The following is a 14,059-nucleotide window of genomic DNA, read 5'->3' as shown; positions in this document are numbered from 1 at the left end:
AAAAAGCTACTGTTTCGAGAATTTGTCACTTGCCTTTGCCAATCAGAGACTTCACGAGCCCAATCTCTGAGCCGTTAAAGTAGACGGAAAATAAAGCAACAACATATACGACAAGAAAGACCATGGCGCATAGCAGCAGCCCGAGCCATCCCTCGATAGGAATGCCATTTGAAACATTAGCCGTCACAACAATCGCAATTCCTGCCGCAACGAGCCAAAAGGGATAAGCAGATTTTAAAAAACTAAACAGCCTGAAACCAAGGTACTTCTTGTAAAGAACACATTGCCCAGCCGTACGCACAAAATAAGACAAGCATATTGCAGCGCAGGCCCCAGCTGCTCCGAACCTGCTCGCGAGCAAAAACCCTAAAACGATATTCATTATCGCCATCGCGATGTAGATCACACCCCGCTGCTTAACATAGCCCGCAGCAACGATTGCGGTGTTCTCCACAAGTAATGGCAAATCGAATACGCTCGGTATTATTATGAATAGCGTGCAGATGACTAGCATCCCGTATTCTGGCCCGACCCAGCACGCGACAAAACGCGAACCGATTGCGAGAAATCCCCCGACAATACCGCCGATTATCGCAAGCTGGATTCGCCCTATTCGCAAATTGAGACGATGAAGCTCATTGACGTCCTTTGCGTTCAAAATACGCGATACTTTAGGCATGAACAGCCCGTTAAGTGCGCTAGCCACTGTATACACATAGCTCTCCAGCGAGGACGCAAGACCGAAGAGCGTGATTTCCCATGCATTCGAGACAATAGCAAGCACGGATGGCATAATCGTGAATATAAAACGCTGGCAAATTTGAACGACCATCGACCAGAACGAAAAGCCCAAAACCTCCCTGTAGGATATTTGGACATCGGGGCGCACCGAATATCTAGCGCTGGTACCGCGAGAGACCACGAGGTATTTCAAAAGCGAGCATACGAGCCCCGTCCCTGCATTTATCAATACAATCGCAAAGACGCCTTCATTAAGCAGCAAGGCAACGACTATCAGCGCGACAGCCGCAACTTTTTGGACCAAGTTAATACCGTTTAATGCGACGAACTTTTCATTAGCCGTCAAAATTCCGTTGAAGGAAATTAGCGGCAACGACACGACACTGTAGCAGGCGACAACAAAAAACAACCCTTTGAAGATGCCAAGTTGGTCATCTCCTAAATTTGCGTAAATTACATCAATATTGAAGTAAACAAGGGCGAGCAGAGCAAACACCACTGTCGCGATGGCGATATACAGCTTTAAAACCACCCCGAGAAACGCGTTCGCCCTTCGCTCATCGCCCTTCGCATAGTAGGCAGACAGAAAGCGGGACACAGCATCGCCCAAGCCAAAATCCAGAAGAAAGAGATTTACCGCAGACATAGCGAGGGTATACAGGCCATAGTCATCTGATCCGATACATGAAATCATCCAGGGTGTGTACAAAAGACCGCTTAATGCATTGAAGGCAACACCCGCATAGGAAAGTAGAGCGCCTTTTTTCAAATCATTCATATGTTACAACTCAAATACACAGGTTGGCGTTGGGATTTATCTCAATACTAAGACAATTTGCGAATCAGCTTCGCAGGGACACCACCAACAAGGCTATCCTCTTCAATGTCTCTGACGACACATGCGCACGCAGCAACCATACACCCCTCGCCAACCACAACATTGGTTACAAAGGTACTTCGAGCGCCAATCCAGGTACCGCTACCAATCTTTTGATTGTAAATCTCACCCTCACCAGCGCGCCTACCATGCGTCCCCATAACATGACCACCAGTGTTGAAATGCACATCGGGCGCGATGTCGCAATTGTCACCAATGTATACCTTGCCGTTCCCGTTAACAGAGAAATTGCGTCCAATCCAACAATTCTTGCCAATGATAGCAGTTCCGCTCAAATACACGGGTCCAACCACTTTTGTCCCAGATCCAATCGAATGACCAAGCGAGTTCAGGAGCTTTCGTTTTAGTTCAAAAGCATCCGTCCCAGCAAGGGGGCCGTTTACTAGATGGATGAATAGCATTCTCTTAACTGCCCTGATAATCCTTCGAACTATCATCGTCTTTTTAATCCTGCCTCTTCATAGAATCGAAAACTGCCGCCTCGGCCTCTTCGTTACTGATGTCGTAAGCCTTGCTGCATGGACCAGCTGTAAAGGGATTTGCTCGTTTCCCGACTATTGAGTCAGACAGCTCCAAGAGCCTACTTGCCGCAGAATGCGCCCCCCATTCGCCGTGCACGGTTTCCCTTGCAGCCCTGCCTAGTCGAATCCTTAAATCGCCATCGATTGCAAGCAGCCTAACTTGTCTCTGAAGACTCTCTATGCAACCGCACGGATATATCAATCCGTTAACCCCGTGCCTTATCAGGAAGTTCGTGGAACCGCATGCATGACTCGCCACCACAGCTGTGCCACATCCCATAGCCTCGTTAAGAACCGCACCCCAGCCCTCCCTATAGTCGCTAGTGAAAAGAAATACATCCGATTCTGCCATGGCGCTCTTCACCTCGTCAGGGCCTTTGGAACCCAGCATCTCAACCCGACCGCTTAGACCAGCGGCTTTTACAGCCTCCTGAACACCTGCGAACTCAACGCCGTTCCCTATAATCCGAAGATTGAAAGGAATGCTTTCGGCATACAGCGACCTGGCAAGTTCAACCGCATCATACGGCCGTTTCCAATCCAATAAACGCCCCGCCCATAATATACTCAGTTCGGAGGAACCGCCTTTGCGCAAAGGTCCGCAAGCATTCTTTTCCATAACGGGGGGAAGCTCAGGAAAATAGCCCCATTTATATTTCTTACCCGGAAACGCGCCAATTTTAGAAAAATCCGAAGCGGCATAGCTGCTTGCGCATAACAAATGCAGGTTTTTCCTGCTGAAGCGGGAAAACAGCCATTTGTATTTCAGCAACCTGAGAGGGTTCCGCAAAACCCTATCGCCGTCTTTGAGCAAGCGTTCCGCATAAACGAAAGTCAACCTATCTGACCATACTCGACGAATCACCGAGCGCAATGCCGGCGCACCAGCATTGATTACAATGTCGGCATCGTATATCGCTCTGGCCGTCTCCTCGTCCTCGCCGTCATATGCCTTGATTACAAAAGGGTACATATCGTTGTAATTGGCATAACCCATCCTCAGCCTCTCTTCGGGGATTGGCTGTGTTGCGACGAATCTGAATGACCCATCGAGTAAATCTAAGAATTCCTCGCACAGGGGAAGCTGATGGTGGTTCAAAAAATTCGATATGAGAACTAGCTTAATTTGCTCGCACGTTGTCCGCATAGCTCTTCTCCCTTACAGGCCTCTTTATCATATTGAAGGCGCCTTTGCCTTATTTCGGCACGGCGAACAATGGCTACGCGGATATGCTTGCACGGCAATCCGCGCTAAAGCAGCTTCGTAATCACCGCAGCAAAAACTGCATGGGGCCTCGATCGTCTCACTGCAGCCGCCCGTGTCGTAGGTTACCACGGGCGTTCCGCAGGCCTCTGCCTCTAGATTTACCGTAGGAAAGTTGTCCTCCACAGTCGGGTTGAAAAAGATATCCGCCGCACTATAAATTGCAGCAAGCTGCACTGCGGAATCTGTTCTAGGTGCCAAAATCACTCGCCCCCCCCCGGCGAGTTTTACGATTGTTGCCTTCAACGTCGACAAGTCGGCGGGCACAACCGTGGCAGCATCCGAATCGGAAATCTCGGCACATGCAGAACCTGCGGTCACTATGACGGGGGTCCCGCAGGCTTGCGCTTCGGCAACTGTCATGCCGAACGTTTCCTCCACACCAGGGTGCACAAATACGTCGGCAGCGCTGTACGCCTCCGCCAGCTGTTCTTTGCTCTCGGTTTTGGGCAGCGCGACCAATATGTTGGCAAGTTTACCAATTTGCTTCTCGGAAAGCCCTACCAGCACGATGACGAACCTGCCGCTATCTAACTCACTTGCGAGTCGGACAAAGTCACCGAGACCTTTTCGATCGCTCCAAGGACTTGCTACGCCAAGCACCATGAATCGATTACCAATACCATATTGAACACGGAAATCGCTCGGAGTGGGTTTGAACACGGATGCATCTACTGTGTTGTGGCGTACTTCCACGGGATACTTGGCTAGAAAGCTCTCACCTACTAATTCGGCAAGCCATTTTGAGGGGGTTATAAGCCTCATACGCTCGGCTGGCACAAGAGTAAAGTACTTCTCCTTCTGCTCGAAATTCCACGAACAAGTGAACGGCGAGTACGTCTTGGGATATGCATGCAGCTGGGGACACTTCTTCGAGTGCGCGCAATGGGTCCTCCATTGCGCGCACTTCACATATGTGAAGTGCGCGCAATGGCCCGTAAACGCCCAGCAGTCGTGCAGGGTCCACTCGACCTTGCAATCGTGCTCTGCAAGCCAGCCAAATAACATCGGAATATTCACATAGTACCCATGGATATTGTGCAGATGGACCACGTCTGGCCCTATTTCATCAAGGCGTCTCAGTAGCTTCCGTGTCGCAAAGGACGAGTAGAACCCATGCTTGCCCGTAAGTCTGTCCAACAAAGCATGGGTCTTGCAGCCAGCCTCATTGGCAAACTTCCATTCCCCTTTGTCCTTGGGGCTACGTCCCCTTCCCCAGAAAGCATAGGAAGTGTCCCCATTCGCCAGCCTGTCCTTGTGCTCATTCAGCATGATGTCACCAGTCGAACCGTTTGGGACGCAGTTAATCTGCACATATACCGCCAAATCCTTATACCTCCTCGTAGTAAGTGTCAGGATTCTCGGGATCGAAAGGCTCATTGGCCCACATCACGGTGACAAGATCATCAGCTTTGCTGAGGTTAGTGATCGAGTGCGTGTATCCGGGAATCATCTCTACCACACGCATGTCCTCGCCGCGCACCACGAACTCAGCCACCGGGTAGGGATTCCCATCGCTATCCAAGCCAACCCTACGCAACTTGATACTCGCGGTGCCTGATACTACAAGAAATTTTTCCCACTTGCTCATGTGCCAATGGTTGCCCTTGGTTATACCGGGTTTGCTCACGTTAACGGACACCTGCCCGCGCTCCGGTGTGCGCAGGAACTCGGTAAAGCTACCACGCGCGTCTGCATTGGAACGAAGCTCATAAGCGAAACGCTCGGATTCATAGTAGCTCAAGAAGGTCGAGTAGAGTTTCTTGGAGAAGCCGTCCTCGAGCAAGTCGGGTACCACCAGCGTTTCGCGGGCATCGCGAAAACCCTCAAGCATGGCAACAATCTCACCCAGCGTTGCTTTCTGCGCACCAGGCGCATAGCAATACCTTCCCGCTGCGTCAGGTACGCACTCGAGCCCCTCGTAGCAGCATCGACGCGTTTCGCCCAGGAGAGCATCAAGCATGGTCGCAACGAGGTCGTCTATATAGAGCAGCTCAAGCTCCACACTCGGATCGCTGACTTTAAACTCGCGGTTATTGGCGATGGCATCGCAGAACGTTGCCACAGCGGAGTTGTAGTTGGGGCGGCACCACTTGCCATACAGGTTCGGAAAGCGATAGACGTAAGCCTTCGCACCAGTTCTTGCGGCGTAATCGAACAGCAACTCCTCACCCGCCAGCTTACTTTCGCCGTACGGGCTACCCGCATAGCGGCCCTGAAGGGTCGCCTGCACGCTGCTGGACAACATCACTGGGCATGTGTTCTTGTGGTGCTCGAGCAGACTAAGGAGAACCTCGCCAAAGCCTCGGTTGCCCTCCATAAACTCTTTCGCGTCCTTGGGTCGATTGATACCTGCCAGGTTGAATACAAAATCCGCCGTTGAGCAGTAGAAGCTCAGCTCCTCCTGCGTGCCATCGCGGTCGTATTCATAAATCGTGAGCGGCAGCAGAGATTGGTACTTCTTCCTGCGGTCCTTACCATCCCGAATGTTTTTCAAGGCCTCACATAGGTTCCTGCCAACAAACCCTTTAGAGCCGGTAATAAGCACCCGCATCTTACTGCACCGCCTCGTGCTCGCGGCCCTCAAGGGCCAGCTGCACGTACTCGGCAGTCTTGACTTTCTCCACGGTACCCGCCACGTCCAAACGAGTAGTGTTATGCGAAGTATAGCTCTCGTCTGCTTGGGTCTTCACATCACCCTGGACGGTGAAGCTATCATAGTTCAGGTCGCGTGAGTCGCAAGAAACACGGAAGTAATTGCCCATGTCCTCGGCTCTCAGACGCTCCTCGCGCGTCATGAGCGTCTCGTAGAGTTTCTCGCCGTGGCGTGTGCCGATTACCTGCGTTCCTACATGACCGAACACCTCCTGCACCGCTTCAGCTAGGTCGCCAATGGTGCTAGCCGGCGCCTTTTGAATGAACAAGTCACCCGGGTTGGCATGCTCAAAAGCGAACTGCACCAAATCCACTGCCTCATCCAGGTTCATGAGAAAACGGGTCATATTGGAATCCGTAACCGTAAGCGGCTCACCCTTTCGAATACGATCAATAAAGAGAGGAATCACGCTTCCACGAGAGCACATGACATTTCCATAGCGGGTGCAGCAGATAGTAGTACGACCGGCACCATTACGGGCGTTGGCATAGATGATGGACTCCATCATGGCCTTCGACTTGCCCATAGCGTTAATGGGGTAAGCTGCCTTGTCGGTGGACAGACATACCACACGCTCCACCCCCTCGTCAATTGCGGCATGAAGGACGTTATCAGTACCAATAACGTTTGTACGCACGGCTTCCATAGGGAAAAACTCGCATGAAGGCACTTGTTTGAGCGCGGCTGCATGGAAGATGTAATCAACGCCGTGCATCGCATCGCGCACCGACCGAGCATTGCGCACATCGCCAATGAAGAAACGCACTTTGGATGCTAGCTCAGGACTTCTCTCCTGCAGCCAGTGTCGCATGTCGTCCTGCTTTTTCTCGTCACGGCTGAAAATACGAATCTCAGCAAGATCGGTATGTACGAAATGCTTCAACACGGTCGAGCCGAAACTGCCCGTGCCACCGGTGATGAGTAGAGTCTTATCTTTGTAACTAGTCGTCATTATTCTCCAATCGTGTATTCGCTTTTGTCAATCGATTCGATTCCCGATCAAACAGCCCGCAAAAATAAGCAAATGCCATAAACAGCAACGGACTTCCCTGCATTATCGGCTCAACAAAGAACTGGGTCATCAAGATGATGAGAAAAGACAGAATGATGCTTTGCTCGAATACATCCGAACGAGATGCCACTTGAATCGTTTTCGCGATGCTTTGCACAGTAATCAAAACGAGAAGTACCAAAGGCAACAGCCCCGCCTCGTCAAACGTATCGAGCCAGAGGTTGTGCGCATACCCGTATCCCGACGTGGTGCCAATCACGTTTCCGCCGAGAATTCCCTCCGAAAAATGCGCAATGTAATACAACCACCTTTGCGACCTGTCGTCATCGCCCACGCCTTGGTAACTAAATCTATGGGCCATGTAGGAAGTCTCGAAACTGCTTTTTAGTGATAGAAAATCAGCCTGATACAGCGCAAACACCACAACGCACAGAATGAAGATAAGCGCTGCGCTCTTCGTCGCGTCAAATATCGACTTGTTGACGTTGCAAAGTTTTATCGCTAGCAAAACCAGACCGGAAAGAGCCATCAGAACGAAGAATGATCTTCCACCTAGCATGAAATCGTAATACAGAGCTGCAACCATCACTGCCAATGTCACTATTTTTAGCAGCCTTTTCCGTTTTGCCAGAAGAACTGCCCACATAATCGCAATCAAGGGGGTGAAGAGGATTGCCTGTGCGGTCGCAGCAGAGTAACTCCTCGTCCAAAAATCGATGCATTGACCATTACCTCCCGTGCCAGAGAGGATATTTGCGACAAAGTTGAGCATCCCATGGGCGGCAAAACCGAAGCAAATTAGGAGAACAAACACACTGGGCGTACATCTGGGAAACAGCCGCAGCGCCATATTGCCAAGAAGGTATGAGCTGGCTACTCCAATGCCAACGAGAAACAACGATGTCGTCATACCGGTGATGCCGCCAAATAAAACTGTACAGGTGGGATACGCGACAGCAAACAGGTAAAACCAAAGGAAGAGACTGCTACGCGGCATTTCTAGCGTCCTGCAGAACACCAGCAGAAGAACGCAGCCTGCAATAGAAATTAGGTTTCCATAAGCCAAGAAGTTAACACTGAATAATGCGACCACAAGGATGTAAAACCTTTGCGCGGCGCTCATACTATTTATCAACTTTAAGAATGTCATTACTCTGATTCCGAAAGGCTCTCAACTTTTAATTAAGCCCCGAATAAAATTTGAAGCCGAATTTTGCCATCACGCGCTTCATGGCGCCAATAGCGCCTTTCGGGAGATGCTCGGTCATGCACGTACGAACTGCAATCTGCACTTCGTGGGAAAGGGGGCATAACCCCCTGTCGCCCTGGTACACGGGGTCCTTCCTAAAATAGCGCGCCGCCTTGTGCAGGATTTTCCCCTTGCGCACGACATCGAGCGTCTCAAACTCACCTCCTAGGCTCGCGGCACACACTGCGCCATATTCTCGAGCCTTACCCGTCAATGAGACCTCATATTGCCACGCGTTTAGATCCTCTCCAACAGTCGCCTTCAGGAATTCGGCGCTCCAGATGCCCGCGTAAAGGTTAACCCTATAATTGCCATCCAAATCAACCCAGTACAGCCCCTCATGTCCCAATATCTTCCTTTTAGGCATGGGCCTTTTGAACAAACGAAGGTAATCGATTTCAAGCTCCCCCATCTGATCAAGAAGCGAGCTGATCTTCTCTTCGCGCACTCGATTAACGGGATAATAATCATCGAGCGTCAGCAGCACATAGGGAGTCTCAACGCGATCGAGAGCGTAAGCAATCCTCTGGGGCATCTCAACCCCCGCGCCAGCTGCCACGATTTCAACGCCCTTGTACGTCCTATCTGTAGGCTTGTCGGTTACGAGCAAAACCTTGAAACTACGTTCGGGCCAATTTCTATTCAGTAGCTCAATGTGTCCATCCCAAAGATCCGAATAGGCGTCGCAGCTGCTTATCAGCATTGTAATAATCCTACTCATGGCGCGCGTATCCCCCGATTGCCTTCTCGACAATTCCTCTGAAGACCGCATTGCTGTTCTCCAGTGTATGGTTCATGCGTACCACCTCGTCACTCGCGTCATAAAGGCGCCGCTGCAGCTCTGCGTCGTAGAACAAGCGTTCAATCTTTCGCTGCAGGTCCGCAGCATTGTTGGCTACACAGCAGCAACCAGCCTCAGCGAGGTACTCAATGGCCCCACACTCGGAACTGCCGTAGCCCACCACCATGGCCCCCGACGCTAATGCGTCTGCCACCTTGGTAGAAAGAGAATAACGAGTGATGTCAACATCCCTCTTATCGAAGCCCTCGACCACCACCAGGACATCGCTCTCCAGAGTCTTCTCGAGGACCGTCTTATAGGGCACAGAGCCCATGAAATCGACCATCGGCTCATCAACGAGCATCTGGTACTGCTTCGAATCGGTCTCGTTGGAATATACCTCCAGACGGTAGTTGGGATTGATGCGACCTAGAACTTTGCCAAGTTCGAGGAGAGACCGGTTCCGCCCGAGCCTGATGTTGCCGAAGTAGCGAATAATCGGGCGCTCGGTATTTATAGGCCTAAACGTCCTTCTGTGAGCCTCTGATGTCAGGTAAACCGTCCCACCTCGCAAGCCAAACGCCGAGTTGTATTTATCACGTATTTTGTTGCCAATGTAAACAGCGCTTCCACCGTGCTCAAAAACGCGACGCACCAGAGAACGATAGGTTCTCTTGTACAGCCAATAGAGCGGCGAGACAGTCTCATTCTCCTCGAAGTAGTAGTCGTCGCCTATCGCCGAGACAATCGGCACGTCAAACCTCTCGGCAACGTAGAGGGCAATCTCCAGGATAAAGTAGTCGTTCGAGAACGCCAAGAAAACGCAGTCGGGCTTGAAGTCATCAAGCCAAGCATCAAGGTCCTCCGTATGCCAGTACCTCTCGCGCCAGACGCACTTCCTCATCAAGTGCGTGATGTGACTACTGCGGCTGCCGAAGGCATAGAGCTTGCTAAACATGGAGCTACCTAGCTCCAAGTCGTCGTCCAGCCATTCGTCCGGCAGCTCGTCATACTCATATCTCTTGCCAACCTTAATGCATCTGTCAAATCTGCGCTTCACGAGGCGCTGGTCGGTAATCTGATACAGGGAGCCACAATGTCCCTTGACAGGGGTTCGCGTGTTGGAGAACACCTGCGCCAGGCGCTCCTTATTCCAGCCATGAAAGTACGATTCGAAAGCTCGGGAGGTGGATTTCTTATTGTAGGGAACAGTGCCGACTATGAGCACTTTAGGAAACTCGTTAACCATACTCAGGATTTTTCCCTCGCAACTTTACTGTAGATAGTGCGTCTCAAAGAGGTCGGCACGATGGACAACACGAATCGCACGGCGCTCATGAGAACGAAGCCCCATATACCAATATAACCCGTCGATCTCATATAATTAAGCAGCTTCATCTGAGAGACACCATAGGCGATGCCGCCGCGCCGGCCGTACATCCCCTCGTCGGAACGCATATATAGAATTGGCTGCGCCACGTTAGCCACCCTGCAACCGTCAGCAATCATTCTGACCCAAAGATAATAATCTTCCAAGCGATACAGGTCTTGATAGCCACCCGCCTTCAGAACGGCGGCTTTCTCGAACATCACGCAAGGATGATTGAAAGGGTTGCGTCTCTTCGAGAACTCGACGATTTCCTCTTGGGTCGCAGGAACTTTACGCATTGATACAACATTGCTCGTGTCACCCGCGAACTCAAGCACATAGCCGCTAATAAGCTGAAGTTTATGAGCAACAACCGCATCCAGCTGAAGCTCACATCTGTTCAGAAAGGCAATATCGTCGCTGTCCATCCTCGCAACATACTTGTTACGGCAAGCATCAAGACCAGCGCTTAACGCTCTGCCCAAGCCGACATTCTTCGGTAATCGAACAACATCGAACAGGCCTTCTGCGTCCGTATTCACGAAATCGGACAAAACGGTGTCCAGGTCATCGCCAAGAGGCCCGTCGCAGACCACGACAAACTGGTCCGGACGAACTGTCTGATTTAACATGCTCGAGACAGCACACCGAAGATTATCCGCGCTTTCCCCCGAATAAACCGACATGAGCACGCTGTATGGGGGAAGGCCATTTCCGTTCATCGCGCTCCCTCGCCAGTTGAAACAACGCCGAGCGTTTTCAGGATAATCTTCAAATCCATAGCAATTGATCGGTGCTCGATGTACTCCAGGTCGAGCACCACTTTCTCCTTCGGAAGCAAGTCATAACCACCCGCCACCTGGGCCAGACCGGAAAGGCCCGGGGTCACCATGGTGCGATAATGCCAGCCGTGGATACGCTTCTCGAACTCGACGCAAAACGCCGGGCGCTCCGGACGGGGACCGATTAAGCTCATATCGCCTTTAACAACGTTCCAGAACTGAGGAATCTCATCCATGCGAGTCTTGCGCATAACTTTGCCGAAGGGCGTAACGCGCGGATCGTCGCCCTGAGCCCATCGTGCACCCCGCGCCTCCGCGTCGATGTACATGGAGCGAAACTTGTACACGTTGAAGATACGCCCGCCCTTACCTACTCGCCTCTGAGCAAAGATAACAGGGCCCGGAGACTCGGACTTGATCTTCAGGGCGATGACGCCCATAGGAATAGCGAGAATAACCAGCGCGCAGCTGCATGAAACCACATCGAAAGCGCGCTTCACGAAACGATAAGCTAAGTTGCTACCCACAACTGGCATCTCGAGCTCAATCACGTCGTCGCCCGGGAGGAGCTTCGCCAGCACATCCGCAGGGATGCCGTTCTCGGTTAACTTGGGTTCATATTTCCCAACTGCGTCGATATCCGCCGCTTCACGGCGCTCGACGGAGGTGTAGGCAGAAGGCTCCTCAACGCCGCCATTAGCTGCAGACATAGTCAATGGCGTCATGACATCTTCTACGGACACTACGCGCACACCACCCTGAAAGCGGGCTTTGCGAGATGCATTTCCGGGATGCGTGAGGAAATATGGTCCCTCACCATACCCACAGCCGCAGCTGTGATATCGAAGGATCTCTTGGTATCGCGGAACGCTATGCCCATAGCGTTCCGCGATACCAAATGTCCCTCTCCCTCCATACCAACTCGCGTGCCTTCAAGCCTGTCTACCTCTTGAAAAATCTCGCCATCTCCATCCACATGTGCTCGACGAGCAAAATTCCACTCGTCATTTTCTCGATTCGTCTGCGCACAAAAGCCTCGACCCGAATCGAGTCGCTTTTGCCCTACCTCTTAAATTTATTACAGTATACCTATCATACCGCCGAATAGAATGCATTTTGAGAAAAATGTCGGGGTTCGAGAATAAAATAACAGTAAGTCCTCAAACGAAACAATCCATTGCGAAATTTTGTTAAGAATAGGCAATTCCCATTGAAGACGATGCTCAGGGGGGATATTATCACGTCGAGGATAAGACAAGCGGTCGTCAAGTCACCACAAAACAGGGCCCCAAAACCCTGTCGGCCCGACGGAGGCGCGCGTCCCCGTCCCCCATGTGCTATGATGAGACCCGTCATTCGCATTGACGCATTCGCTCAAGTGAAAGAGGAAACGATGAAAAAGAAGCTTACTGCCATGATTTGCGCGCTCGCCCTCGCCATGGCGATGCCGACTCTGGCATGGGCATCGAACAGCCCGCAGAAGGTAACGTCCAACACCTGCACCGCATCCCAGGGCGCGACCCTCACGGTCAGCGGCAAGACCGACGACTCCACGAGCAAGCTCGTCGTCGAGGCAACCTCCGACCAGGCTTCCAACGTGTCGCTCAGCGCCACCCAGAAGATCGTCGGCACCTTCAAAGTTTACGACGTGCCCGAGGGCAGCACCTACGGCCCCTACACCCTCACCTTCAACGTGGGAACTGAGTACAACGGCGCCACCGCCACCGTGTTCATCGAGCACCAGGGCCGCGACGCGAACCTCGGCACCGAGACGAAGACGGCGACCGTCTCCAACGGCAATGTGACCATCTCCACCGATGGCCTATCGCTCGTGACCATCGCAGTTGACTCCTCCACCGTCACCGGCGCCACCACCGACGCAAGCGCCACCTCCCCGCAGACCGGCGTTGACATGACCGGCATCGCCGTCGCCACCGCCGCGTGCGCCATCGCCGCCGTGGGCGTGGGCGTGGCCCTTCGCAAGAAGCTCGCTGAATAGCGCCACCGGTACATGCGGCAGATCGTCATCGAGAGCCGCGCCGCACGCATGTTGAAAAAGGAGAGGGCGCAGCTGCCCTCTCCTTTGTTGTGAGAAGAATAGAGGAGAACCGCTTCAATGACCCTGCTTGAGCTGCTCGAGCTCCTTCGAAAGAAATGGTACCTGGTGCTCGTGTTCCCCCTCGTGTTCGCGGGCGCGACCGCGGCGTACTGCTGGGGATTCATGACCAACAACTACACCGCCAACGTGTCGCTCTACGTGCTGACGCAAACGACGAACGCGACCGATGGATCCGGCCGCGTGACCAGCTCCGACACCTCGGCTTCCCAGCAGCTCGCGAACGACCTGGCGAAAATCGCTAAAACGTCGACCGTGATGAGCTCCACCGCGAGCGCCCTCGGCATGAGCGACCTCGAGGGCTTCGATGTGGGGGTAACCTCCGACACCACGAGCCGCGTCATCACGCTCACCGTCACGGGCAAAAGCCCCGAAGGTGCCGCGAGCGTAGCTAACGAACTCGCCGACCGCACTTCGAAGGCCGCCATCGACGCGATGAAGCTCGACGCCGTGAACATCATCGACCGGGCGAGCGTGCCAGACAAGCCCTCCGGCCCCAACCGAGTCATGTACACCGCAGTTGCCCTGCTCGCAGGGCTGTTCGTCGCCATCGCGATTATCGTCTTGCAGGACATGCTGGACACCACCGTGAAATCGGGCGACGACGCCGAAGAGCTGCTCGGGATTCCCGTACTCGGTCGCATGCCCAAGCCGAAGAAGGCGAGGTAAC

13 protein-coding genes are annotated in these 14,059 nt (G+C 52.6%); 2 read left to right on the top strand and 11 right to left on the bottom strand.

The window, feature by feature from the left end:
- Positions 1-25 precede the first annotated feature (25 nt).
- The 11 genes from Q0I65_RS03025 to Q0I65_RS02980 form a co-directional block, all read right to left on the bottom strand.
- Entirely contained in the window at positions 26-1,519 is a 1,494-nt protein-coding gene (locus tag Q0I65_RS03025; protein WP_296059667.1) for a polysaccharide biosynthesis C-terminal domain-containing protein, read from the bottom strand.
- 47 nt (positions 1,520-1,566) lie between these two features.
- Positions 1,567-1,779 carry a hypothetical protein gene (locus Q0I65_RS09655; RefSeq protein ID WP_366513213.1) on the bottom strand — a complete coding sequence of 71 codons (213 nt, stop codon included), beginning with the start codon at positions 1,777-1,779 and terminating at the stop codon, positions 1,567-1,569.
- Between the two features lie 304 nt (positions 1,780-2,083).
- A complete protein-coding gene (locus tag Q0I65_RS03020) occupies positions 2,084-3,157 on the bottom strand; it encodes a glycosyltransferase family 4 protein (RefSeq protein ID WP_296059666.1) in 1,074 nt (357 codons plus the stop codon).
- Positions 3,158-3,334: 177 nt separating this feature from the next.
- The gene (locus Q0I65_RS03015; protein ID WP_296059665.1) at positions 3,335-4,804 is read right to left on the bottom strand and encodes a glycosyltransferase; all 1,470 of its coding nucleotides are present in this window, start codon (positions 4,802-4,804) and stop codon (positions 3,335-3,337) included.
- Entirely contained in the window at positions 4,755-5,978 is a 1,224-nt protein-coding gene (locus Q0I65_RS03010; RefSeq protein WP_296059664.1) for an NAD-dependent epimerase/dehydratase family protein, read from the bottom strand. The genes Q0I65_RS03015 and Q0I65_RS03010 overlap by 50 nt, the downstream gene beginning before the upstream one ends.
- 1 nt (position 5,979) lies before the next feature.
- The gene (locus tag Q0I65_RS03005) at positions 5,980-7,032 is read right to left on the bottom strand and encodes a polysaccharide biosynthesis protein (protein ID WP_296059663.1); all 1,053 of its coding nucleotides are present in this window, start codon (positions 7,030-7,032) and stop codon (positions 5,980-5,982) included.
- Positions 7,022-8,242 (bottom strand): hypothetical protein, encoded by a 1,221-nt coding sequence (locus tag Q0I65_RS03000; RefSeq protein WP_296059661.1) that lies wholly within the window; start codon positions 8,240-8,242, stop codon positions 7,022-7,024. The genes Q0I65_RS03005 and Q0I65_RS03000 overlap by 11 nt, the downstream gene beginning before the upstream one ends.
- A gap of 28 nt (positions 8,243-8,270) precedes the next feature.
- Positions 8,271-9,062 (bottom strand): hypothetical protein, encoded by a 792-nt coding sequence (locus Q0I65_RS02995; RefSeq protein ID WP_296059660.1) that lies wholly within the window; start codon positions 9,060-9,062, stop codon positions 8,271-8,273.
- Positions 9,055-10,371 (bottom strand): hypothetical protein, encoded by a 1,317-nt coding sequence (locus Q0I65_RS02990; RefSeq protein WP_296059659.1) that lies wholly within the window; start codon positions 10,369-10,371, stop codon positions 9,055-9,057. Before Q0I65_RS02990 ends, Q0I65_RS02995 begins: the two co-directional genes overlap by 8 nt.
- Positions 10,372-10,373: 2 nt before the next feature.
- Positions 10,374-11,213 (bottom strand): glycosyltransferase, encoded by an 840-nt coding sequence (locus Q0I65_RS02985; protein WP_296059658.1) that lies wholly within the window; start codon positions 11,211-11,213, stop codon positions 10,374-10,376.
- Positions 11,210-12,016 carry a sugar transferase gene (locus Q0I65_RS02980; RefSeq protein WP_296059657.1) on the bottom strand — a complete coding sequence of 269 codons (807 nt, stop codon included), beginning with the start codon at positions 12,014-12,016 and terminating at the stop codon, positions 11,210-11,212. The genes Q0I65_RS02985 and Q0I65_RS02980 overlap by 4 nt, the downstream gene beginning before the upstream one ends.
- Before the next feature lie 650 nt (positions 12,017-12,666).
- Between Q0I65_RS02980 and Q0I65_RS02975 the strand changes: the two genes are divergently transcribed.
- Positions 12,667-13,272, top strand: a complete 606-nt coding sequence (locus Q0I65_RS02975) for a hypothetical protein (RefSeq protein ID WP_296059656.1) — start codon at positions 12,667-12,669, stop codon at positions 13,270-13,272.
- Positions 13,273-13,389: 117 nt separating this feature from the next.
- On the top strand, positions 13,390-14,058 hold the full coding sequence (locus Q0I65_RS02970; RefSeq protein ID WP_296059655.1) for a Wzz/FepE/Etk N-terminal domain-containing protein: 669 nt from the start codon (positions 13,390-13,392) through the stop codon (positions 14,056-14,058).
- Position 14,059: the final 1 nt, after the last annotated feature.

This window comes from uncultured Ellagibacter sp., from assembly GCF_934643285.1.
Taxonomy (GTDB): Bacteria; Actinomycetota; Coriobacteriia; order Coriobacteriales; family Eggerthellaceae; genus Ellagibacter.
Note: the sequence above shows the minus strand (reverse complement) of the source record. Positions and strands in the feature narration are given on the sequence as shown.

Coding starts and splice junctions, on each gene's coding strand:
- Q0I65_RS03010 (WP_296059664.1), bottom strand. CDS start 5,978: ATGCGGGTGCTTATTACCGGCTCTAAAGGGTTTGTTGGCAGGAACCTA.
- Q0I65_RS03020 (WP_296059666.1), bottom strand. CDS start 3,157: ATGGGTTATGCCAATTACAACGATATGTACCCTTTTGTAATCAAGGCA.
- Q0I65_RS03015 (WP_296059665.1), bottom strand. CDS start 4,804: ATGAGCCTTTCGATCCCGAGAATCCTGACACTTACTACGAGGAGGTAT.
- Q0I65_RS02970 (WP_296059655.1), top strand. CDS start 13,390: ATGACCCTGCTTGAGCTGCTCGAGCTCCTTCGAAAGAAATGGTACCTG.
- Q0I65_RS02985 (WP_296059658.1), bottom strand. CDS start 11,213: ATGAACGGAAATGGCCTTCCCCCATACAGCGTGCTCATGTCGGTTTAT.
- Q0I65_RS03005 (WP_296059663.1), bottom strand. CDS start 7,032: ATGACGACTAGTTACAAAGATAAGACTCTACTCATCACCGGTGGCACG.
- Q0I65_RS02995 (WP_296059660.1), bottom strand. CDS start 9,062: ATGAGTAGGATTATTACAATGCTGATAAGCAGCTGCGACGCCTATTCG.
- Q0I65_RS09655 (WP_366513213.1), bottom strand. CDS start 1,779: ATGGGGACGCATGGTAGGCGCGCTGGTGAGGGTGAGATTTACAATCAA.
- Q0I65_RS03000 (WP_296059661.1), bottom strand. CDS start 8,242: ATGACATTCTTAAAGTTGATAAATAGTATGAGCGCCGCGCAAAGGTTT.
- Q0I65_RS03025 (WP_296059667.1), bottom strand. CDS start 1,519: ATGAATGATTTGAAAAAAGGCGCTCTACTTTCCTATGCGGGTGTTGCC.
- Q0I65_RS02975 (WP_296059656.1), top strand. CDS start 12,667: ATGAAAAAGAAGCTTACTGCCATGATTTGCGCGCTCGCCCTCGCCATG.
- Q0I65_RS02990 (WP_296059659.1), bottom strand. CDS start 10,371: ATGGTTAACGAGTTTCCTAAAGTGCTCATAGTCGGCACTGTTCCCTAC.